This is a genomic window from Cyclobacterium sp. SYSU L10401 (genome assembly GCF_010993705.1).
GTDB lineage: Bacteria > Bacteroidota > Bacteroidia > Cytophagales > Cyclobacteriaceae > Cyclobacterium.
Window position 1 is genome coordinate 308,872 of sequence record NZ_WOFO01000003.1, and the last position, 23,475, is coordinate 332,346.

At 43.3% G+C, this 23,475-nt stretch carries 16 protein-coding genes; 11 read left to right on the plus strand and 5 right to left on the minus strand.

Annotated elements, in window-relative coordinates; translation table 11 throughout:
- Nucleotides 1-13: 13 nt before the first annotated feature.
- Complete coding sequence (locus tag GL182_RS09185) at nucleotides 14-1,756, minus strand: ABC transporter ATP-binding protein (protein WP_163379366.1); 1,743 nt, start codon at nucleotides 1,754-1,756, stop codon at nucleotides 14-16.
- A gap of 459 nt (nucleotides 1,757-2,215) precedes the next feature.
- Here GL182_RS09185 and GL182_RS09190 point away from each other — a divergent pair, with 459 nt between their 5' ends.
- Nucleotides 2,216-4,345 (plus strand): catalase, encoded by a 2,130-nt coding sequence (locus GL182_RS09190; RefSeq protein WP_163379367.1) that lies wholly within the window; start codon nucleotides 2,216-2,218, stop codon nucleotides 4,343-4,345.
- Nucleotides 4,346-4,561: 216 nt separating this feature from the next.
- Here the strand turns inward: GL182_RS09190 and ggt are convergent, their stop codons facing one another.
- Nucleotides 4,562-6,259: a gamma-glutamyltransferase gene (ggt, locus tag GL182_RS09195; protein WP_240469750.1), complete on the minus strand. Its 1,698-nt coding sequence runs from the start codon at nucleotides 6,257-6,259 to the stop codon at nucleotides 4,562-4,564.
- 162 nt (nucleotides 6,260-6,421) lie between these two features.
- Nucleotides 6,422-6,760 (minus strand): Hpt domain-containing protein, encoded by a 339-nt coding sequence (locus GL182_RS09200; RefSeq protein WP_163379368.1) that lies wholly within the window; start codon nucleotides 6,758-6,760, stop codon nucleotides 6,422-6,424.
- A 253-nt stretch (nucleotides 6,761-7,013) separates the two neighbouring features.
- Here GL182_RS09200 and GL182_RS24060 point away from each other — a divergent pair, with 253 nt between their 5' ends.
- Together GL182_RS24060 and GL182_RS09205 are read left to right on the plus strand one after the other, a co-directional pair.
- On the plus strand, nucleotides 7,014-7,160 hold the full coding sequence (locus GL182_RS24060) for a hypothetical protein (protein ID WP_205603617.1): 147 nt from the start codon (nucleotides 7,014-7,016) through the stop codon (nucleotides 7,158-7,160).
- A gap of 39 nt (nucleotides 7,161-7,199) precedes the next feature.
- On the plus strand, nucleotides 7,200-7,844 hold the full coding sequence (locus GL182_RS09205) for a hypothetical protein (RefSeq protein WP_163379369.1): 645 nt from the start codon (nucleotides 7,200-7,202) through the stop codon (nucleotides 7,842-7,844).
- On the opposite strand, the gene GL182_RS09210 is transcribed toward GL182_RS09205, so the two are convergent.
- Both GL182_RS09210 and GL182_RS09215 read right to left on the minus strand, forming a co-directional pair.
- The gene (locus GL182_RS09210; RefSeq protein WP_163379370.1) at nucleotides 7,845-8,462 is read right to left on the minus strand and encodes a deoxynucleoside kinase; all 618 of its coding nucleotides are present in this window, start codon (nucleotides 8,460-8,462) and stop codon (nucleotides 7,845-7,847) included.
- A gap of 12 nt (nucleotides 8,463-8,474) precedes the next feature.
- Entirely contained in the window at nucleotides 8,475-9,368 is an 894-nt protein-coding gene (locus GL182_RS09215; protein WP_163379371.1) for a 3-hydroxyacyl-CoA dehydrogenase family protein, read from the minus strand.
- A 235-nt stretch (nucleotides 9,369-9,603) separates the two neighbouring features.
- Here GL182_RS09215 and eat point away from each other — a divergent pair, with 235 nt between their 5' ends.
- From eat to GL182_RS09255, 8 genes are all read left to right on the plus strand, one after another.
- The gene (gene eat / locus GL182_RS09220; protein ID WP_163379372.1) at nucleotides 9,604-10,929 is read left to right on the plus strand and encodes an ethanolamine permease; all 1,326 of its coding nucleotides are present in this window, start codon (nucleotides 9,604-9,606) and stop codon (nucleotides 10,927-10,929) included.
- Between the two features lie 6 nt (nucleotides 10,930-10,935).
- Nucleotides 10,936-12,300 carry a glutamine synthetase family protein gene (locus GL182_RS09225; RefSeq protein WP_163379373.1) on the plus strand — a complete coding sequence of 455 codons (1,365 nt, stop codon included), beginning with the start codon at nucleotides 10,936-10,938 and terminating at the stop codon, nucleotides 12,298-12,300.
- A 24-nt stretch (nucleotides 12,301-12,324) separates the two neighbouring features.
- Complete coding sequence (locus GL182_RS09230) at nucleotides 12,325-13,488, plus strand: iron-containing alcohol dehydrogenase (protein ID WP_240469751.1); 1,164 nt, start codon at nucleotides 12,325-12,327, stop codon at nucleotides 13,486-13,488.
- A gap of 3 nt (nucleotides 13,489-13,491) precedes the next feature.
- Complete coding sequence (locus GL182_RS09235; protein ID WP_163379374.1) at nucleotides 13,492-14,244, plus strand: gamma-glutamyl-gamma-aminobutyrate hydrolase family protein; 753 nt, start codon at nucleotides 13,492-13,494, stop codon at nucleotides 14,242-14,244.
- Between the two features lie 3 nt (nucleotides 14,245-14,247).
- Entirely contained in the window at nucleotides 14,248-15,612 is a 1,365-nt protein-coding gene (locus GL182_RS09240) for an aldehyde dehydrogenase family protein (RefSeq protein ID WP_163379375.1), read from the plus strand.
- 339 nt (nucleotides 15,613-15,951) lie between these two features.
- The gene (locus GL182_RS09245) at nucleotides 15,952-19,209 is read left to right on the plus strand and encodes a SusC/RagA family TonB-linked outer membrane protein (RefSeq protein ID WP_205603618.1); all 3,258 of its coding nucleotides are present in this window, start codon (nucleotides 15,952-15,954) and stop codon (nucleotides 19,207-19,209) included.
- Between the two features lie 20 nt (nucleotides 19,210-19,229).
- The gene (locus tag GL182_RS09250) at nucleotides 19,230-20,783 is read left to right on the plus strand and encodes a SusD/RagB family nutrient-binding outer membrane lipoprotein (RefSeq protein ID WP_163379376.1); all 1,554 of its coding nucleotides are present in this window, start codon (nucleotides 19,230-19,232) and stop codon (nucleotides 20,781-20,783) included.
- Nucleotides 20,784-20,892: 109 nt separating this feature from the next.
- Nucleotides 20,893-23,451 (plus strand): phosphocholine-specific phospholipase C, encoded by a 2,559-nt coding sequence (locus GL182_RS09255; RefSeq protein ID WP_163379377.1) that lies wholly within the window; start codon nucleotides 20,893-20,895, stop codon nucleotides 23,449-23,451.
- Nucleotides 23,452-23,475: the final 24 nt, after the last annotated feature.

Below are 23,475 nucleotides of genomic sequence, written 5' to 3' on the forward strand. Positions count from 1 at the left end.
TTTTTGTCCCCACCTAGATTCTTGCCTGAAAAGTATACAAATCATAATACCTTCCCTGGGTAGCGATGAGTTCTTCATGCTTGCCCCTCTCCACTATCCGGCCCTTTTCAATCACCAGAATCTGGTCGGCCTGCCTTATGGTACTCAACCTATGTGCGATGACAAAGGTGGTTCGACCTCTCATTAGTCTTTTGAGACTGGTTTGAATGTAGTTTTCACTTTCAGCGTCCAGATTACTCGTGGCCTCATCTAATATTAAAATGCGTGGATCGGCCAGTATGGCACGAGCGATGGCAAGCCGCTGCCGCTGGCCTCCGGAAAGCTTGATTCCTCTTTCTCCGATTACCGTTTCCAGTCCATGTTCAAATTGATCTGTAAATTGATTGACATAAGCGGATTGAACTGCTTCCTGAAGGGCTGCTTCGCTGGCATCGGGCCTTGGGAAAAGGATATTTTCCCGGATGGTTCCCTCAAAGAGAAAATCATCCTGCAGGACCACTCCCAACTGACTTCTATAGGAATTGAGATCCACCTGGCTGAGATCTTGTCCATCTATGGTTATCAAACCGGATGTTGGATTCAGGAATGAGGCTACCAAACCTGAAATGGTTGTTTTTCCTGAACCTGAACTCCCCACCAGGGCGGTTACAGATCCTGGCCTGGCTTCAAAATCAATGCCCTTGATGATTTCATTGCCAGGTTCGTACCCAAAATGTACATCCTGGAAAACTACCCTCCCTTCAATTTCAGGCAAATGGATGTTCCTTTTCGCTGGATCTGCTTCCAAAGGAAGGTTCATCAGTTCCTCGGTGCGGTCTAAGCCCGCAAATGCCTCTGTCAATTGGCTTCCGATATTGCTCATTTGAAGGATGGGGGCAATCATAAAACCCAGGAGCAGTGTAAATGCCAGAAAATCTCCAAAAGTCAGTTGTTCTTCCATAATCATGTAGCCACCAATACCCATGATACCGGCAGAGGCGAGACCCAGTAAAAAGGTAGCTGCACTGGTCACAAAACTGGTTGCAGTAAGGCTACTTTTCACATTGAGAAAAAGCCGGTGGACTCCGGCTTCGAAAATTTTGGTTTCCTGAATTTCGGCATTGAATCCCTTTATGACCCGGATGCCTCCCAAGGTTTCCGTTAGTCTTCCGGTAACTTCAGCATTGATTTTACCTCTTTCTCGAAAAATAGGCCTGATCCTCCCAAAAGCCTTAAGTGAAATAAATCCGAAAATGGCCACAGGGACCAGTACGTAGAGGGTCATGGTAGGGCTGATATAAATCAAAAGGACCAGGCTGATAATGGAAGTTAAAACCCCACCTACCATTTGGGCCAAACCGGTTCCTACAAGGTTTCTGACGCCTTCTACATCCGTCATTACCCTGGATACCAGCTCACCCGTTTTGGCATTATCAAAAAAGCGGATGGGCAGGCGGATGATATGGGCCTGAACCTGAGACCTGAGTTTGGCAATGAGGTTCTGTGCCTCCACACTTAATATCTGGGTAAGGGCGTAGGACGTAACTGCCTGTAGTGTTACGGCTATGCCTACCGCCAGCAGCAACCATTTAAGTAAATCAAAATCATTAGAAGGAATGACTTCATCTACCAGGTATTTGCTTGCATAAGGAAGGACCAAACCGGAAAGTCTGCTGATAATGATCAATATCAGGCCTATAATAACATACTTGCGGCGGGGCCAGATGATGTTTTTGAAAACGTTTTTTAAACTGACATTTCCTGTTGGTTTTTTCATAGCTTGGTTTCCAATAAGTCCGAAATTTAGTGATTTATTCTCCCAATTTGGTCGATATGATTAAAATTCAGGTTGAAAAGGACGCTGAGATCTAAGGTTTCCGACTACCAATAAAGGAATTGGCTGTTGATTGGAATTAGGCTGTTTTAATATAAAATTAAATTCAATTTTACTAGTATATTTTATTATTGCTAATAAAAATTGTAAAATAAATTAATTTTATACCATTAAATAGTAAATCTATAAATGGCTTGGCAGGATGTTTGATATTGAAAATAATGCCAGCTAATTGTTGAATATTGATCACAAGATCGGATATAATCACTTTTAATCTGGAGCCTCACCAAAAAAACCAAGACCAATCTAGGAAACTAGAACCATTGAAAATAGGCACTGCTGATACAAACTTGGCCCTATTCTAAAAGCAAGAAAGACAATTAACCTAAACCATAATACCCTATGAAAGATTCTAAAAATCAACCCAACCAGAAACTCGGAGATTTAGAGAAAAACACCTTAAAGAATGAAAATAAAGCCATGACTACCGATCAGGGGCTGAAGATTAATGACGATCAAAATAGTTTGAAGGCTGGAGAACGGGGACCCTCTCTGCTGGAGGATTTCATTTTGAGGGAAAAAATCACCCATTTTGACCACGAGCGAATTCCAGAGCGCATTGTCCATGCCAGAGGCTCGGGAGCACATGGGGTATTCAAATTACATACTTCCCTGAGTAAATATACCAAGGCAAAAATCTTTACAGAGGTAGGTAAGGAGACGCCGGTTTTTACAAGGTTCTCTACCGTAGCAGGGTCTAAGGGTAGTACTGATTTGGCCAGGGATGTCCGGGGCTTTGCGGTAAAATTCTATACAGATGAGGGGAATTATGATCTGGTGGGTAATAATATGCCCGTTTTTTTTATACAGGATGCCATGAAATTCCCCGATCTGGTGCATGCCGTCAAACCGGAACCACATAACGAAGTGCCGCAAGCCGCCTCAGCTCACGATACTTTTTGGGATTTTATATCCTTAATGCCGGAATCGCTACACATGACCATGTGGGCCATGAGCGATCGTGCCATTCCCCGTAGCTTACGCATGATGGAAGGTTTCGGCGTCCATACCTTCAGATTGGTCAATGAAGAAAACGAGTCTACTTTTGTGAAATTTCACTGGAAACCAAAGTTGGGTGTGCACTCGGTTCTATGGGATGAGGCTCAGAAAATTTCAGGAAAAGACAGTGATTTTCACAAAAAGGACTTGTGGAATGCCATAGAAGAGGGTGATTTTCCAGAATGGGATCTTGGCGTTCAATTGATTCCGGAAGAAGACGAACATAAGTTTGATTTTGATCTGTTGGATGCAACTAAACTGGTTCCTGAATCAGAGGTGCCTGTTCAGTTGGTAGGGACCATGACACTCAATCGAAATCCCGCAAACTTTTTTGCCGAAACAGAGCAGGTTGCTTTTCATCCCGGACACCTGATACCCGGGATTGATTTCACCAATGACCCCTTGTTGCAGGGCAGGTTATTTAGCTATACAGATACACAGCTTAGTCGGTTGGGAAGTCCCAATTTTCATGAAATCCCTATCAACAGGTCCATCAATCCTGTCAGAAATAACCAAAGGGATGGCCACATGCGGCAACAAATCAATGAAGGTGCCTCCAGCTATCACCCCAATACCATAGCTGATGGATGTCCATTTCAGGCCATGATGAAGGATGGTGGATTCCATAGTCATGAGGAACGTATAGATGGAAATAAAATCCGTACCAGAAGCAGGTCTTTTATGGACCACTTCAGCCAGGCAAGGCTTTTCTTTAACAGTCAGACCAAAACCGAGCAGCAGCATATCATTAATGCCCTGCAGTTTGAGCTTTCAAAAGTGACACGTCCACATATCAGAGAAAATATGGTCAACCAATTGACCCATATTGATAGGAAAATGGCACAGGAGGTGGCAGAAGTTATTGGGGTTGATCTTCCTGAAAAAGGGACTGAACCGGTGAATGAAGGAAAACCCGCTGACGCGGATCAGGAACATTATGCCTCCATCGTGAAGGATCCGAAAACCAGATCAGACGATGCGCTAAGTATTATCAAAAATCTAAAGAACGCCGTTAAGACCAGAAAGATTGCCTATATATCCATGGGTAATCATCCCGCTGAAGAATTTAATGATTTGGATCAGAAATTGAAAGCAGCCGGAGCAAAATTGAAGGTTGTTTCTTCCAAACTCGGAAAGATCAAAGATGATGCTGGAAATGAAATGGAAATTTCAGAAACGCTATTTAACACGGATGCTGTACTCTATGATGGCTTGATCTTAGCATCAGGTAAAATGAATGGTACTGAACTATTGTCTCATGGAAAAGTGAAGGCTTTTGTCATGGAAACATTCAATCACTGTAAGCCTATGCTTGTCTTGTCTGATGCGGATACCTTTATTGAGGAACTAGGATTGCCTTGTTGTAAAAAGAAGAGAAAAACCCTTTCAGAATTATTTATCGATAATACTGGGGATGGTTTCCTGTCATCCCTTTCCAAACACAGACATTGGGAAAGAGAAAAACTTCTATAGAAACGATCAAACCGTGAATTAATTCACGGTTTTTTTTATTTTGACATATTAGAATGCAAAGACCGTCAAATGCGGGCCATGGTATCCTTGTTTCCCATTGCAGCCAATGTGACGGTCTCTGCTATTTTATTTCAATCGAAGGAAATAGAATCTGCGCTTTTGATAGTTTTATCGATGGCATTATCGCTGATTGTCTTACCCATTTTTGCCATCTTATTAATAGCCTGATGCCGCATCCATGCCCCTGGGATCTGCACCACCCTCCAGTATTCCATCCTCCAGTACCAGGATAGCGTCCACTCTACCGATTCCATTTCTCTCGCTCAACTCGTGCCCCTTTTTGCGAAGGGTCTCCAGAACATCCTCCCTTTCAAAATCTTTTTCAAAGCTGATTTGATCAGGTTTCCATTGACTGTGAAACCGTTTTTCATTGATGGCTTCCTGCATTCCCATATCAAATTCAATGACATTGACGACGGCCTGAAAGACGGAGGTGGGAATCGTGGATCCTCCCGGTGTACCTACTACCATGAACAATTCGTTGTTCTTTTCCATAATGGTTGGTGTCATGGAGCTCAGCATTCTTTTTTCCGGCTCAATTTTATTGGCTTCTCCTCCCAGTACCCCAAACATATTGGGGAATCCCGGTTTGATGGAAAAATCATCCATCTCATTGTTTAGAAGAAAACCAGCACCAGCTACCATTACTTTCGACCCCATACCACCGTTGAGTGTGGTGGTGCAGGAAACTGCATTGCCTTTTTTGTCTACAATGGAAAAGTGAGTCGTTTCCTCACTCATGGATAATATATTTCCCTCTCTGATCAGGTCTGAAGGTGTAGCCGATTGAGGATCAAAATTACTAAACCTTTGAGATAGGTACTCCTCAGCCAGAAGCTCGTCTACAGGTACGGGATAGAAATCTGCGTCGGCCATAAAGGCCGCCCTGTCGGCAAAAATTCTTCTTTCCATTTCAGTCTTTAAATGAAGGTAATCGGCATAAGCCTGCCCCTGATTGGATACCTGATATTTTTCCATGATACCCAACATTTGCAATAAAATCAATCCGCCACTACTGGGTGGACCCATGGTAATGATGGTATAATCTTTATAATTGCCGGTCAATGGATTACGCCAGGTACTTTCGTATTTTTCCAGATCTTCAAGGCTGATGATGCCACCGCCACGTTCCATTTCAGCTACAATATAATCGGCTACTTCTCCACTATAAAATCCGGCTCTCCCTTTGTCTCTGATAAGTTTTAATGTATGGGATAATTGTGTCTGTATGAAAATATCTCCCACCTTCCAGGCCTTTCCCGTAAATTGAACAGGATCCACAGATGAATACTTCTTGAGGTTTTCCGAAGCCCTTGTAAAATAGGCAGCCTCATCTTCACTGAGTTCAAACCCTTCTTCGGCAAGCTTTATGGCAGGATCGATCAATTTTGACCAGTCCATGGACCCCAATTTCTCATGTACCTTGACCATACCGTCAACAGATCCGGGTACACCGGAGGCCAAATGTCCGTTCTGGCTTTTCTCGGGTAGGGCATCCCCTTTATCATCCAGGTACATGTCTCGGCTGGCAGCCAGAGGAGCTTTTTCCCTGTAATCCAAAGAATGGTATTGGCCGTCAGCTTCCCGGATTACCATAAATCCGCCACCGCCGATGTTACCTGCCTGGGGATAGACTACGGCAAGAGCCATTTGAACAGCAACAGCTGCATCGATGGCATTACCGCCTTGTTGAAGGATATCCTTACCCACCTTGGAGGTAAGAGGATGCGCAGATACTACCATGGCATTCTCTGCCAAAAGGCCTGTGGCTTTTTCCTCAGGTTGGCAAGAAAAACCTACGGTCAGTAGAAATAACAAAGCCGTGAGATGTTCTTTACAGAAGTAGTTTTTCATGTTGATAAGTTAGTGGTGTTGGATATACTGCGAGAAAAAAAGATGATCCCACAATATTTTTTTAAGAGGGTACTTCGGGTAGAAATTTGGCCTAAATTATAAAAATCAACCTTTATATTTTTAAAATGACCTTATTTTTTCAACCAAAATTTAAAAAATAATCTACTGATGGATTTTTTTTAGAAAAGATTGTAGGTCGTCCTCCAATTCATGAAGTAATTGCAGCAATTCATCATAATACTTGGGAAACTGGTTTTTTATGTCTACTTCTATGGTTTCGATGAGCCGGTTGATCTCTGAGGCTCCTAAAAATCCAAAAACAGGCTTGGACTTATGGAATTTTTGTTTGATCGAAGGAATTTCCTCCAATTGATACAAGGGCATTAAATTCTTTAAATCCTGTAAGTTAAGCTCCAATATCAATTCAATTATTTCATATATCAGTTCAATATCCTGATCAAAATAATGATAGATCATGTCTGGTTTGATCTGCTTGTACATAAAGGATGATGTCTTAACTAACAGGTGATGTCTTTATTTCTCCTATTGCTATAACGCAATAATAAGGCCCAAAAGATGTAAATAGAAAAGAAATAAAAATAAATTTACTCATATTTCCTGAAAATTAAATAAATATAGTCTAGTAAATTGAAAACAATGGTGTTGTTGTACCAGGGTTAAATAAAAAAATTGGTTGACGGGGAACTATTTTTTAGGTCACTGGTTAACTTTGGGTAAAAGTTAGCTTAATATAATGAATAAAAATAAGTGGCTATTTCTTGTTTTTGGTTTGCTGTTTTTGTTGGCCATGCTTTTGATTGGGCTGGACATGTCTTCCAGGACTACCTTTCCTGGGTCTAAACCAAATTTAAAAGAAAGGATCGAGCAAAATCAGCCTTGAGTCTGGTTATTTTTAGTGTTTCCTATGATTTCATCTTCCATGTATCAGCAAAAAATATCTCAAATAATTCATGCCCTGGACAGCCTGGAGGTAGATTTCGAACTGGATTATAATGTGCCTGTCAAGCACAGATTATTAGAAGGTAAAGGACGTGAATTGTTGCATGAAGCCTATAACGAACTTTGCGGAAAGGGAGATATTCCAACATTAAGGTCTTTAAAGATTCCTGTTAAAGTGGGAAAGCATTTGCTACTCTATGATGATCCGAACCATTTTAACCGATACAGGTTGTCTACCTTAAAGACATCACTTTATCGGGTATTCAATTTCTCCTGGCATGCTGGTTATTTACGAATGTGCCGTTCTCACGAAAGGGAATGTTTGCTTTCCGGCTTGCAGGACAGGGTATGGAATGGACCGCCCATCGCTTCCAGCTGTTTCGGGCATGGAGAGGAAGCGGGAGATTTGTCAGGAAATGGGGCACCGGGTTGGAAATTAAATGCCTACAATGATTTACAGTATGACCTGATTTCACGCTTGCATGGCTATAGGTTGCTGAGGATTCCGGCCTATGAAAACCTGATGATTGGAGGTCAGCTCCAGAGGATAGATAAGCTCTTACTTCAGCCAAACCCTGATCTGCTAAAATCAATAGGCAGTTGGTTAATCAGAAAAATGGAATAGTCAGGGAAATAAGCCAAAAATTTCCCGATCTATTTTGCCTACTATCTCAGAAAAGTGATCCGTGTTATCTACAAAATTCATTTCATTGACATCAATCACCAATAATTTACCCTGCCTGTAACCGGCTATCCATTTTTGATAATGGTCATTCAGGCTTTTCAGGTAAGAAATCTGAATGGTCCTTTCGTATTGCCTGCCCCTTTTCTCTATTTGATCTACCAGTTTGGGGATATCGGCTTTCAAATAGACCAGCAAATCTGGTGGATTGACAAATTTTTCCATGGACTGGTACAATTCAAGGTAATTTTTATAATCCCGTGAAGAGATCAATTTGGTTTCATACAGGTTGGCAGCAAAGATATGGGCATCTTCATAGATGGTCCTGTCCTGAATCGTGGAATTTGGACTGTTTTGAATTCTCCTGACCTGGTTAAATCTGCTGTGAAGAAAATAAACCTGCAAATGGAAAGACCACTTTCTCATGTTATCATAAAAATCTACGAGATAAGGATTTTCTTCCACAGATTCGAATTCTGCCTGCCAACCATAATGGTTAGCTAATTTTTTCACCAGCGTGGTCTTTCCACTACCAATGTTTCCTGATACGGCAATGTGCATAAAATGTAACAATTATTGATGATTGAAATAGCCTGCCACCTCCTTTTGTTTGGCCCCTGATTCATATTGGTAAAAGCCTGCCCCACTTTTTTTCCCCAGGTATCCGGCGTTTACCAGTTTAACCAATAGTGGGCAGGGGGCATATTTATTGGATCCCAATCCTTCTTGCAGGACTTTAAGTATGGACAGGCAAACATCCAATCCTATGAAATCGGCAAGTTCCAAAGGCCCCATGGGGTGTGCCATACCCAAATGCATGATCTGGTCTATTTCTTTTACTCCGGCCACTCCTTCCTGAAGACTATAAATGGCTTCGTTTATCATGGGCATCAAAATCCTGTTGGCAATAAATCCGGGAAAATCTTGTACCAAAACCGGGCTTTTATCCAGAGATTCAGCCAATGTCACGATGGTTTTTTTGGTTTCAGGGGAAGTATTGATTCCTGCAATAACTTCCACCAGTTTCATTAGCGGAACAGGGTTCATAAAATGCATGCCGATGACCTTTTCCGGTCTTTTGGTACAGGAAGCAAGCTTTCCTATTGAAATAGAGGAAGTATTGCTGGAAAGGATACAGGTTTTCAGGCAAAACGTATCCAACTGCTCAAAAATTTCAGCTTTGGTATCAAAATCCTCAATTACGGCCTCTACTACCAGGTCTGCAGTCTCCACCCCTTTTTGTAAATGGCTTTCCGGTTGGATATTTTTAAGGGTTTCCCTAACTTTTTCTTTTTCAATAACCCCCTTATCCAACTGCCTTTGGAGGTTTTTTTCTATGGTTTCCAGGGCGTTTTCAAGTGCCTGAGGTTGTTTGTCAATCAATTGAACATCGAAACCATGCTGGGCAAAGGTATGAGCAATACCACTGCCCATGGTTCCTGCACCTATTATTGATATTTTTTTCATTTTTTCCATTTCCGGGTTATAAAAAAAGGCCAACCAAGCCGATTTAAAGAAAATTGGTGTTCCTGGCCTTATTTTTTTTTGCTTAATTGATCATCCAATAAATTTAAACCAAATTAATTTCTATTTTTGATGGGGTCAGTTTATGACCCTTTTTTCTAAGTATAAATTTTCTTTCAAAAGCACTTTAGTTTTAATTTAAAATAGTCCATTTGTTCATTTGAAAAGTAAAAATAGCATGAATCATACCAGTCCGGCTCAGGATAGCCAATTAAAAAAGACCTTAGGACCTTTTATGTTGTGGGGATTGGGTGTGGGGTATGTCATATCCGGCAATTATTTTGGATGGAACCTGGGCCTGGCTGAGGGAGGAACCTGGGGAGCAGCGATTGCTATTTTTTTTATCATAATCATGTACATTACCTTTACTTTTAGCTATACAGAGATGGCTTGCGCTATCCCTAAAGCAGGTGGTGCTTTTTCTTATGCTGAAAGAGGTCTGGGCAAGCATTTAGGTTTTCTGGCAGGAATGTCCCAAAACATTGAATTTATTTTTGCCCCTCCGGCCATAGCCTCCGCTATCGGAGCATACTTTGGAATTTTTTTTCCGGAATGGGATATTTTATATATCGGGATAGCTGCCTACCTGATTTTTACAGGTTTGAATGTGGTCGGATTACAAGTGGCCGCTACCTTTGAACTTTTTATTACCATTGTTGCTGTCTTGGGTTTGCTGTTTTTTGTTGGGGTTACTTTGCCAGAATTCCAGTTTGAAAATTTACAAATAAAAGGGTTTCATCAAGGATATGCGGGAATTGTAGCTGCTATTCCCTTTGCCATTTGGTTTTTTCTGGCCATAGAAGGGGTGGCCAATGTAGCAGAAGAGACCATTAATCCACAAAAAAACATTTTGAAAGGCTTTGGTTTTGCCCTGTTGACCCTGGTGATTTTATGTGTGCTGACTTTTATGTCTGCTGTGGGTGTAGGGGGCTGGGAAGCCATCGTGTATCCGGATGATTCAGGCATTGCCTCGGACTCTCCGCTGCCACTGGCCATGGGGCTGGTAGTAGGGGAGGGTCATTGGTATTATCAAATCCTCACTTTTATTGCCTTGTTTGGTTTGGTAGCTTCCTTTAACGGAATTATTTTGGCAGCGGGACGTACGACCTTTGAATTTGGGAGGGTTGGTTATGCCCCGAGGGCCATAGGAAAAGTAAACAAACGATTTAAAACTCCCGGAAACGCCCTGTTGTTTAACATGGTCATTGGGATCATTGCATTGCTGACTGGAAAGACCGGCGAAATTATTACCATTGCTGTATTTGGAGCCCTGGGACTTTATATTTTATCCATGGTTGCCTTTTTGTACCTCAGAAAAAAAGAGCCTCAGCTTGAAAGACCTTTTAAGGTACCGTTATATCCGCTTTTCCCTATACTTGCCCTTATCATTGCCAGTATTTCGATGATTGCCATGATTATCTATAATTTTAACCTGGCCTTGTTGTTTTTTGCCATGCTCCTGGGTTCTTACCTGTTTTTCAAAGTATTTATTCACAAAGCCTGATACCAAATGAAAACAACGAAAGAAGCGCTCATTGAAAAACTGAAAAACAGTTCCTGTAACAAGGTTAAATTAGCTATCGTGGATATTGATGGGGTTTTACGGGGAAAGGTAGTGTCGTTACAAAAATTTATTTCCATGCTTGATGGGGGACTTGGTTTTTGTGCGGTGGTTTTTGGTTGGGATATGGAAGACAAATCTTATGATAATGTGTCTGTTACCGGCTGGCATACCGGATATCCGGATTTTCAGGCTCAAATAGACCTGGCCACCCAAAGACAAATTCCCTGGGATCAGGACATGCCCTTTTTCTTAGCTGACTTTGAGCAAGACAAGGAGCAGGGAGCCCTGGTATGTCCCCGTACACTCTTAAAACGCATCCGTCAAAGGGCAGTGGATGCAGGGTTTATGCCTCAATTTTCCCAGGAGTTTGAATGGTTTAACTTTGAAGTTACCCCGGAAGGGTTTTGTCGTGCAGAACCGGAGGTAGCCAAACCCATGACACCTGGTATGTTTGGCTATTCCATATTGAGAGCTTCCCTGAAAAGCGAATTTTTTAATGACCTTTTTGACCTGTGCCATAAATTCGGAATACCCCTGGAGGGATTACATACGGAAACAGGCCCCGGGGTTTATGAAGCAGCCATCCAATATAGCGAAATACTACTAGCTGCAGACCGTGCGGTTCTGTTCAAGACCAGCGTAAAAGAAATCGCCTATAAGCATGGGTTGATGGCTACCTTTATGGCCAAATGGTCCGAATCACTTCCCGGAAACGGAGGCCATGTTCACCAAAGCCTATGGGACAATAAGTTGGAAAACAACCTTTTTTATGATCCGGAGGGAAAATGGCAAATGAGCCAAATGATGCAGCAGTACATTGCCGGGCAACTTCACTGCCTGCCATATATACTACCCATGTTTGCCCCTACCATCAACAGTTATAAAAGACTGGTGGAAGGGGCATGGGCACCTACCACGCTGACCTGGGCAAGGGATAACAGAACGACTGCCCTGCGGGTACTTTCCGGTGGGAAAAAATCCACTCGTCTGGAAACCCGGGTAATCGGATCGGATGTAAATCCCTATCTGGCCATGGCCGCTTGTTTGGCGGCTGGCTTGTATGGCATAGAACAGCAGTTGGACCTGAAGAACCCTGCTACCCTTGGTAACGGTTATGAGGATTTTTCAAATGGTACCCTCCCCAGTTCACTCAAGGAAGCTACCAGACTCATGAAGGATTCGGAGCTGGCCAATTCCCTCTTTGGAGAGCCGTTTGTTCAGCATTTTTGTAAAACTAGAGAGTGGGAGTGCCGGGAATTTGACGCCCGGGTTACCGATTGGGAAAGAAAAAGATATTTTGAGATCATTTGACTTTTATTAAAACCACCCGTATTTATGACCCTATCCAAAATGGATTTAAGCGAAAAATTCAACTTTAATTTCCCCACCCAAATCCGATTTGGGGTGGGAGTTATCGAAGAACTGGCAGATTACTTAAAAGGACAGCAATTAAACCGGCCCCTACTGGTTACCGACCCAATGGTAAAAGAATTGGATTTTTTTAGAAAAATAACATCAAATCTATCCAGGCAGGGCATATCGGTAGAAGTGTTTTCTGACGTACATAAAAATCCAGTCAAAACAGATGTAGTCAAGGGAAAAGAACAGTATCAATCCACCCAAAGGGATGCTATTGTAGGTATTGGGGGAGGTGTAGCCTTGGATGTAGCCCGGGCCATAGCCTTAAGTATCAATCATCATCGGGATTTATTTGTTTATGATGATTTGATCGGAGGGGATCAATTTGTGACCGAACCCATTCCCCATTTTGTCACGGTGCCTACCACGGCAGGTACCGGAAGTGAGGTAGGTAGGAGCGCCATCATTTCAGAAGATGAAAGTAAGAAAAAGCGCATCCTTTTTGCCCCCTCTTTGATGGCAAAAATGGTGCTTGCTGACCCACAATTGACCATGGAATTGCCGCCATTTATTACAGCGGCAACAGGTATGGATGCGCTTACCCACAATATCGAGGCTTATTTGTCCAAAAACTGGCACCCTATGTGCAGTGGAATTGCTTTGGAGGGAATTCAATTGATCGGAGAATCCCTGGAGAAGGCTACCCTGCACCCTGACCTGCGCTCCAGGAGCAAAATGCTGATGGCCTCCATGATGGGTGCCATTGCCTTTCAAAAGGGGCTGGGTATAGTACACAGCCTGGCGCACCCTTTATCCAGTTTGCTGGATACCCACCATGGACTCGCCAACGCAGTCAATTTGCCTTTCGGTCTGGATTTCAATTATGAAGTAGCTGAGGATAAATTCGATCAAATGGCACTCATGTTGGGTTTAAACAGGAAGGAAGGGCGAAATCTTATCGCTTTTGTTCATGAACTGAATGTCAAATTGGGTTTGCCTACCAGGTTATCAGAGATCGGGGTTAAGCATTCCCATATACCGACCCTTTCTGCATTGGCCTTTGCAGATTTTTGCCATCCCAATAACCCCAGGCCCGTTACACGAAAGGATTTTGAAACGCTTTATCAGGCAGCACTGTAAATTATGTTGAAAATTGGTATCAGTTCCTGCTTTATGTATCCGGATCCTTCCAGGCTGGTATTTGGACCTAAAAACCTGGCCTATGTGGAGTCCGACATGTTTCGTTACGTAGCCCAAAACGGAGTCCTTCCCGTATTGATTCCAGACCTTGGTTCTGATGGGTTGGAACAAATACTCAAAGCGTTGGATGGTTTTGTATTTCAGGGGGGGACAGATCTTGCACCCCAAACCTATGGAGAGGAGCCCATAAAAGATGGAAGGTGGCTTGGCGACCCCTATCGGGACAGCTATGAAATGGAAATAATGGATTTTGCTGTCCGACAAAAGAAGCCCATTCTTGCTATCTGTAGGGGCGTGCAGTTATTGAACGTATATTATGGGGGAACCTTGTATCAGGATATTGCCACCCAACTGCCGCATTCGATTACACACAGGGATGCAGAAAAGTACGATAACCTTGTTCATCAGCTTAGTTTTGAAACAGGTAAAACATTGGAAAAAATATATGGAAATATTGAAAATCCGACCGTAAACTCTGTGCACCATCAGGGAATCAAGACGCTTGGAAAAGGCCTGGAAACCCTGGCACGGTGTCTGGAAGATGGCATGATAGAAGCCGTAGAAGTCAAAATGGCACCCAATAAAAACATCATTGGCGTTCAGTGGCATCCCGAGTTTTCTGTCGGTAAAGGTGAACCCTTGCTCGATCCCTTGAAGTTGTATAACTATTTCATAGAAAAAGTAAAAAACCAATAAATCATGGATATCATCAACCCTGCCACAGGTCAAGTCATTGATTCAATACCTTCGGATAATGCAGCAAGTGTAACTGAAAAAATCAAGAAATTACAATCTGGGCAGCCTGGCTGGTTCAAAGTTCCTTTAGCTGAAAGGATTTCCATCATTGGTAATTTTGGTGCCCTGGTTAGGGAAAACCTGGATAACCTGGCTCTGATTCTCACGCGTGAAACAGGTAAGCCACTTCAGCAAGCAAAAAATGAAATTTCCGGTGCCCATAACCGCATTACCCATATAGAAACAGCAGCTGCCAAATGGCTGTCCCCGGAGCTTCTGACGGCAGATGGTCCCACAAGGGAGGAAATTGTTTACGAACCATTGGGCGTTATTGCCAATATATCAGCCTGGAATTTCCCGTATAATGTGGGGTACAATGTGTTTTTATATGCCCTGGTAGCTGGAAATTCCGTAGCTTATAAGCCCTCTGAATATGCCAGCCTGACAGGATTAAAATTCAGGGAATTACTTTGGAAAGCAGGGGTGCCTGAGGATGTTTTTGAGTGTTTTACAGGCGGTCCCGATGTGGGCGAACTGCTGTTGGAAGCTGATTTGGATGGCTACTTTTTTACCGGATCCTACCGGACCGGGAAGTATATAGCAAAGAAAGTAGCCGAAAAACTGGTTCCGGTACAATTGGAGCTTGGAGGGAAAGATCCGCTGTATGTGATGGATGATGTGGCTGATGTCAGGCAGGCGGCTATCAATGCAGCTGAAGGTGCATTTTACAACAATGGTCAGAGCTGCTGTGCCGTAGAGAGAATATACGTGCATGAGGGAATTTTTGAGGAGTTTGTGGAAGCCTTTGTATCTGAAGTGAATACTTACAGAATTGGTGATCCCTTGGATCCAGAAACATATATTGGTCCTCTAACCAGAAAAGAACAGCTTGAAATCATTCTGAATCAAATAAAGGATGCCATCAACCTGGGTGCCCGGTTGGAAACGGGAGGAAAGCGATGGGGAGAAAAGGGAAATTATCTTTTGCCTACCGTACTCACAGGTGTCAATCAGCAGATGGCTGTGATGAAGGAAGAGTCCTTTGGGCCTGTGATTGGAATTCAGTCCGTTGCGGATGATAAGGAAGCCCTTGCCCTAATGAAAGATACGGATTATGGTTTGACGGCAGCTGTTTTTTCTTCCGATGAAGACCGGGCAAAAGATCTGTTGGAACAATTGCCCACAGGTACTGCTTACTGGAACTGCTGTGACAGGGTAAGTCCTGTTTTGCCCTGGACGGGAAGAAAAAACTCCGGTTTGGGTGTTACCTTATCCCATTTAGGGATCAGGGCATTTACGCAACCCAAAGCCTACCACCTTAGGAAATAATCTATTAAGTAGTCAATGTGGTCTTTATTTTAATTTTTAATTAATTTTTTAGCATTTTGTTTATAATTAAATAAACTCTCTGAGATAATTTAAAATTTTTATTTTATCATTTTTGTGTAAGTATTTAATTTAAATATTATTTATATTTAGAATTAAATAACAGGAATCTCCCTTGCAGAAAGCTTTTGTAAAGGTATATTAGACTTTATCAGAATTTTCTGTTCAGGTATTCCAGTGTTTACTATTGCCCTATTAACCTACCCTAATTTTAAAGGGAAGCTTGTTCACCAATGCTTCCTTGACCTTTTTTATTAACCAATATCTTAAACGCTCAGTATCATGATGAAATTATTACCTTTTGTTAAGGGGTATTTTCCCAGTGCTTATAAATGCCTGGGAATACTATTCCTGCTATTGTTTTTAGCAAATAGCAAAGCTTTATGGGCCCAATCAAGGACAGTGACGGGCCTGGTCACGGAAAGCTCCAGCTCGGAACCGGTATTGGGAGCTTCGGTTTTGATCCAGGGGACCAGCAGGGGCACAGTGACGGACCTGGATGGTAGATTTGAGTTGGAGGTACCTTCGGATGAAACCACGCTCGTATTTTCTTACATCGGTTTTCAGTCTCAGGAAGTGCTGGTGGGCAACCGGTCCACCATCAATGTAATTTTGGAATATTCTTCCGAAGAATTGAGTGAAGTAGTAGTGACTGCACTGGGGGTGGAAAGGGAAACCAAGGCACTGGGTTATTCGGTGCAGGCCGTAGAGGGGGACCGTTTTACTGAAGCCAGGGAAACCAATGTGATGAACTCCCTAAGCGGCAGGGTAGCAGGTGTACAGATTACCAATTCCAGCAGTGGGGTTGGGGGTTCTTCCAGGGTAACCATCAGGGGGGAGTCTTCCCTGAATATCAATGCCAACCAGCCATTGTTTGTAGTGGACGGCGTTCCGATCAGCAATAATATTGTAGGATCATCCGGATCAGGAAATCAGGAAGTGGATTATGGCAACCCGGCAGGGGAGATCAATCCGGATGACATTGAATCCATGAGTATTTTGAAAGGTCCTGCTGCTGCTGCTCTTTATGGCTCCAGAGCTGCCAACGGCGCCATATTGATCACGACAAAATCCGGAAAAAATAGAAAAGGTTTGGGTGTAAGCATCAATTCCAATACTACTTTTGATAGCCCATTGGTATTACCTGATTGGCAGGATAAATATGGGCAGGGAAACAATGGGTTATTCTCCTTTGTCAATGGGGCAGGAGCAGGAATAGCGGACGGTGTGGATGAAAGTTGGGGGCCTGCAATGGATCAGGGAGCTACCATACCTCAGTTTGATTCTCCCAGAAATGTAGCTGGCTTCAGAGGCGGTGACTTGAATGCCCCGGAGGGAAGTACCATAACGCCAACGCCCTGGGTTTCACAGCCCAATAATATCAATGACTTTTTTCAGACTGGGGTTACCTTATCCAATAATGTTTCTATTGCCTCCGGCAATGAAAAGTCAAATTTCCGGTTTTCCTGGACCAATCTGGATCAAAAAGGAACCATTCCCAATACTGACCTCAATAGGAATACCCTGGCCTTTAACGGAATGAGTCAGATTACCGACCGATTGACCCTTACTACAGCGATCAACTACCAAAAAACCAATAGTGGAAACCGGCCTAGCATCAGTTATGGAACAGAAAGCCTGATGTACCTGTGGATCTGGTATGGCAGACAGATCAATACTGCTAATCTCCGAAACTATTGGATGCCGGGTTTGGAAGGCAGGCAGCAGTTCAATTATAACTACAATTACCATGACAATCCCTATTTCAATGTTTTTGAAAATACCAACGGGCAATCCAAGGACAGGATATTTGGTAATGTAGTGGCCAATTACAAAATCATGGATAAGTTGAACTTAATGGTAAGGACAGGTTTGGACATGTACAATGACCTGAGGGACCGAAAAAGAGCCTTTAGTACCATGAGGTTTCCCCTGGGTAGTTACAGGGAGGATGCGGTGTATTTCAGTGAAAGAAATACAGACTTTCTCCTGACATATTCCGAGACTGAAAATGTAAAGTGGTCCTATTCCGTGTCCCTGGGAGGCAATCAGATGGTGCAGGAAAACAGGTTTACCCGTACAATGGCTCCGCAATTGCTGATACCTGAGATCTATAATTTCACCAACACCGCAGTAAATCTTCAGATAGACCACATGGTTTCTGGAAAAAGAATCAATTCTATTTATGGTTTTAGCCAGATAGGTTATAACAATATCCTATTTCTGGATATCACCGGTAGGAATGACTGGTCGAGTACTTTGCCGGTAGGTAATAACAGTTATTTTTACCCTTCGGCTACCATGAGTGGGATCATTTCTGACATGATTACCCTGCCCGAATCAATTTCTTTTTTCAAAGTTAGAGCTGCTTATGCCGAAGTAGGAAATGATACCAACCCCTACAGCCTTACCAATGTGTTCAATCCGGCAACTGCCTGGGGTTCTATTCAAAGCAAAAGTGAATCCAATCGCCTGGCCAACGCAGAATTAAAACCTGAAAGAACAGGTTCACTTGAACTTGGGGCCGACCTTAGACTTCTGAAGGGCAGGTTAGGGCTGGACTTCACCTATTACGACAACCGGACCAGAAATCAGATCATACCCATAGAGCTGGATATATCCACTGGATATGCGAGTAGGATTATCAATGCCGGAGAAATCCAAAACAACGGTATTGAACTGGTTTTATCAGGTAGTCCCATTCAGAAAGTCAATGGATTGAATTGGAATATTATGGCCAATTTTACCCGAAACAGAAGTAAAGTACTGGAATTGACCGATGATCTGGATACTTATTCCATGGTAGGGAGAAATGGAGCTACCATTCAGGCCCGGATAGGGGAAAGAATGGGAAATATCTATGGTCGGGGATTTGCGCGGGTGACAGACGCCAATAGCCCGTATTTTGGACAAATCATACACAATACCTCAGGTACACCCCTGACAGCCACAGAATTGGTATTACAAGGTAATTACAATCCCGATTGGATGCTGGGCATCCAAAATAATTTCAACTATAAAAGATTGTCTTTCGGTTTTTTGTTTGATATCCGCTATGGTGGCATAGTGGTCTCCAGAACCAAAACCATTGGCAGCACCTCAGGCCAACTGGAGGAGACCCTACTGGGGCGGGAAAATGGCTATGATCTATCTGTGGATGGAAACGGTATCATCAGCCCGGGTGTGATCCAGGGAGCGGATGGAAGTTTTGTTCCCAATGACAGAAAAATCAGCTCCAGGGATTGGCACAACAGGTATTATGAAAGAAGCAATGTGGAAGCGGCCAAGTACGATGCTTCTTTTGTGAAATTAAGGGAAATTACCCTGGGATATAACCTGCCAGGTGCAGCTATGGGTAAATTGCCCTTTCAGGAAGCAAGATTTTCCCTTGTAGCGAGAAACCTGGCGCTCTGGACAGAAAACCCACATTTTGACCCGGAAACCATGTCTATGAGTGGTGGTACCCTTATTCCCGGAGTAGAGGATATGGCTTACCCTTCCAGCAGAAGCGTAGGTTTTAACCTTAGCCTTAAATTTTAACGATAAAAAGTAAGACCAATATGAAAGCGACATATAAACATCTAATCAGCTCCCTGACCTTGCTGCTATTTTTGGGGATTTTGAGCTGCGACAAAAATTTTGAAGAAGTAAACAGAAATCCCAATAGTCCGGAGACCGTCTCCTCTTCCCTTCTATTGCCAAATATTATCAGAAATACGGCCAATGAAATCATAGGCAAAGGCTGGGGAATCGGAAATGTGGTCATGCAATACACCTCAAAAATTCAATTTACCAATGAAGACAGGTATAACTGGGGTCCTGAAGGAAATCCTTACAGCGTGTTCTACAATACCTTAAGGGATGTAAACAACATGGTTTTGATTTCAGGCGAATTGGGTGAAAGCAATTATGTGGGCGCAGCCCTGGTCATGAAATCATTGATGTTTGCTTTTATGACAGATGCTTACGGAGACCTGCCCTATAGCGAGGCTACAGGTGCCAAGGAAGGGATCAATTATCCGAAGTTTGACCGGCAAGACTTGATCTATGACGGGATATTGGCAGACCTGGAACGAGCCAACCAACTTTTGGGAAGTACTACCGAAGGCCTGGACGGGGATATTTTATTTCAGGGTGATGTCACGAAATGGAAGAAATTAGCCAATTCACTGCGATTGAGGGCTTTGATGAGACTTTCCGACAGGGAAGATCCTTCTTCGGCCATGCAGGCCATAGTCAGCAATCCGGACCAATTTCCCTTGTTTGAGAGCAATGCAGACAATGCCGCCCTGCAGTATTTACAGGATGTTCCGAATCAGCATTACCTGTACACTACCAGATCCGGTTCCTTTGACGAATATCGCCTGAGTACTACCATAGAAAGTTACCTGAAAGGAATGGAAGACCCGCGGTTATTTGCTTATTTTCAGCCTACCAATGACAGCGGAGCAGGGCTTATAGGAGACCCTGGGGATTATGCCGGTGTACCCAACGGGCTCGCCGATGAAAATGCCTATGGTTATTCCCCTTCAGGTGACCCCAATAAGGGGGGATCCAATTTTATTTCAAGGGTAGGCTTGCTGTTTTCATGTCTGACTTGTTCTGAATATGCTTCTCCAGTGGGCTTTCAAACCATATTGATGGGCTATCCGGAATTGCAGTTTATTCTGGCAGAGGCCAGAGAGAAAGGGTACATTACCGTAGGAGATGCCAGGACCTATTATGAAAGCGGGATGCGGGCCTCCTTTGATTATTATGAGGAACGCTTGAGGGTAGCCAATTTGAATGTACTGGCCGATGCCGTGCAACCTGCTCCAAGCTATTTTACACAAGATCAAGTCGCTTATATGGGTAGTGAGGAGGAAAAATTGATCAAAATCGGTACCCAAAAGTGGTTGGCCTTGTTTTTCAATGGTTTGGAAGGCTGGTTTGATTGGAGGAGAACCGGGATTCCAGAAATTCAGCCGGGCCCGGCAGCATACATCGACTCTGTACCGGTTAGGTTTATGTACCCGACCAGTGTTCAAGCTCTAAATAGGGAAAATTACATAGAAGCTGTAGGGGTTCAGGGAGAAGATAGAATTACTACCCGTGTTTGGTGGGATGTAGAATAAACTAATGGGATAAAAAGCCGGATGGAAAGTCAGGCATTCCATCCGGCATTCGGTACGTCAATTGAAATTACCCTGAATAGATAGATTGCAAATAATTGAGCAAATAACTATGGATGAAAAAAGAAGAGATTTTTTAAAAAAAGCGGCCCTTTTTACAGGAGGAGCTGGTCTTTGGGGGACTTTACCTTCCACCATTCAAAAAGCAATGGCCATCAATCCGGAAGTAGGAACCTCTTTCCTGGATGCAGCACATGTGGTGATTCTGATGCAGGAAAACCGATCATTTGATCATTGTTTTGGCAAATTAAAGGGCGTAAGGGGTTATAATGATCCCAGGGCGATCCGCTTACCTGACAAAAATCTGGTATGGCTCCAAAAGGATAAGCAAGGCCAGACTTTTGCCCCGTTCAGGTTGAATATCAAAGATACCAAAGCCACCTGGATGAGTGCAATCCCACATTCCTGGGAAAATCAGGTAGATGCCAGAAATGGGGGAAAATATGATGGCTGGATTGAGGCAAAAAGGCCGGGAAGAAAAGCATTCAGTCATGTTCCCATGACCATGGGCTTTTATGACAGGGAGGATATACCTTTTTATTATGCGTTCGCTGATGCATTTACCGTTTGTGACCAGCATTTTTGCGCATCACTCACCGGCACAACAACTAATAGAAACTACCTTTGGGCAGGTAAATCCGTTGGAAAACCTGGAGAAAAACCCTTGGTACGGAACGGAGAACACACTTATGGAAAGGAAGTGGACTGGAATACTTTTCCCGACCTGCTTCAGGACAATGGTATATCCTGGAAGGTTTATCAGAATGAAGTAAGTGTAAATACCTTGCTGGAAGGGGAAGATGAATCCTGGTTGGCCAATTTCACTGACAATAACCTGGAATGGTTCAGGCAATTTGGGGTCCGTTTTACTCCTGGCCATTATGCCTACCTGCAGCGACAGCAAAACAACCTGCAGCAGGAAATCGGTAAGCTGGAAGCTTCCCTAAAAAAGGCATCGGAAGCCGATAAAGCAGGTATTCAAAAGGAACTGGATGCGAAAAAAGAAGCACTAGGCTTGGTGGCAGAAACCATTGCTACCTATAACCCCGAAGCTTTTGCCAGGCTTGACCCAAAAGAAAAAGAACTTCATCAAAGGGCCTTTACCACCAATATTGATGATCCCCATTACCACCAGACCGAGTTGTTGAATTTCATGGATGGAGACCAGGAGCGGTCTACAAAAGTCCCTAAAGGAGATATCTTTCACCAATTCAGGAAAGACGTGGAGCAGGGGGATTTACCTACTGTTTCCTATTTGGTTGCACCAAAAAATTTCTCTGATCATCCCAGTGCCCCCTGGTATGGTGCCTGGTATGTTTCCGAAGCTTTAGATATTTTGACCAAGGATCCTGAGGTATGGAAGAAAACCATTTTCATCCTCAATTATGATGAAAATGACGGCTATTTCGACCATGTGCCTCCTTTTGTTCCTCCGAAACCAGGGGATGAATCGTCTGGCAAGATGTCCGAAGGATTGGATGCAAGAGGGGAGTTTGTCACCCTGGAGCAAGAATTGAATTATCCGGGAATCAGGGCCGAGGATGCCAGAGAAAGCCCTGTTGGCCTGGGATACCGGGTGCCCTTAATTGTGGCTTCACCATGGAGTCGGGGAGGCTGGGTGAATTCCGAGGTCTGTGACATTACTTCCACCATCCTGTTTTTGGAGAAATTTTTATCACATAAAACAGGCAAACTGATCCGGGAAGATAACATCAGTACCTGGAGAAGAAACATTTGTGGAGATCTCACTTCGGTTTTCAGACCCTACAATGGAGAGCAAGTTGATTTGCCTGAATCGGTCAATCTGGAAAGTCATGTAAAAAACATTTACAATGCGGGCTTTAAGGATTTACCAGATAATTTTAAGGCCCTTGAAGTGCGTGAAATCAATCAGGCAAATCTGAATCCGGAGCAGTCCCCCTGGATTCCCAAACAAGAAGCAGGCACCAAGCCTTCCAATGCATTGGCTTACGAATTGTATGTGGATGGACATGTAGACCCTGATGGAATGGGTATGGAAATTAGTTTTCATGCCTCTGACCGCAGGTTTGGAAAAAAAGCCCTTGGCGCTCCTTTCCTGGTTTATGCCCCGGGTCAATATACAGATCCCCATACCGGGGAGGTAAGCTCCTTCAGATCCTGGTCATTTGCTGTCAAATCCGGTGATCAATTTTCATACAATTGGCCTTTAGAAGCTTTTCACGGAGGCCAATACCATTTGTTGGTGTATGGTCCCAATGGCTTTTTCAGAGAATTTAAAGGTAATAAAAACACAAAGGGCCTGACCACAAAAAACTCCTACAAATCGGAAGATGCGGTATCGGGGACAGGACATTTTCGAATGGTGCTGGAAAACCATTTTGATAAGTCCATTTCAATTGGTGTAATGGACCATGCCTACAATCAAGGTAAAAAATGGATCACTTTAAAATCCGGCCAGAGAAAGCCAGTAATCATATCCACAGCCTCCAGCCATGGATGGTATGATTTCAGCTTGCAAATGGCTGAAAGTGATTCATTCCTGAAACGGTATAGTGGCCGGTTGGAATTTGGCAAACACAGCACATCGGATCCCTATATGGGAAGAGAAATGTCTATAAAATTAAGTTGATCGATGAATTGGTTGAATGGTTCA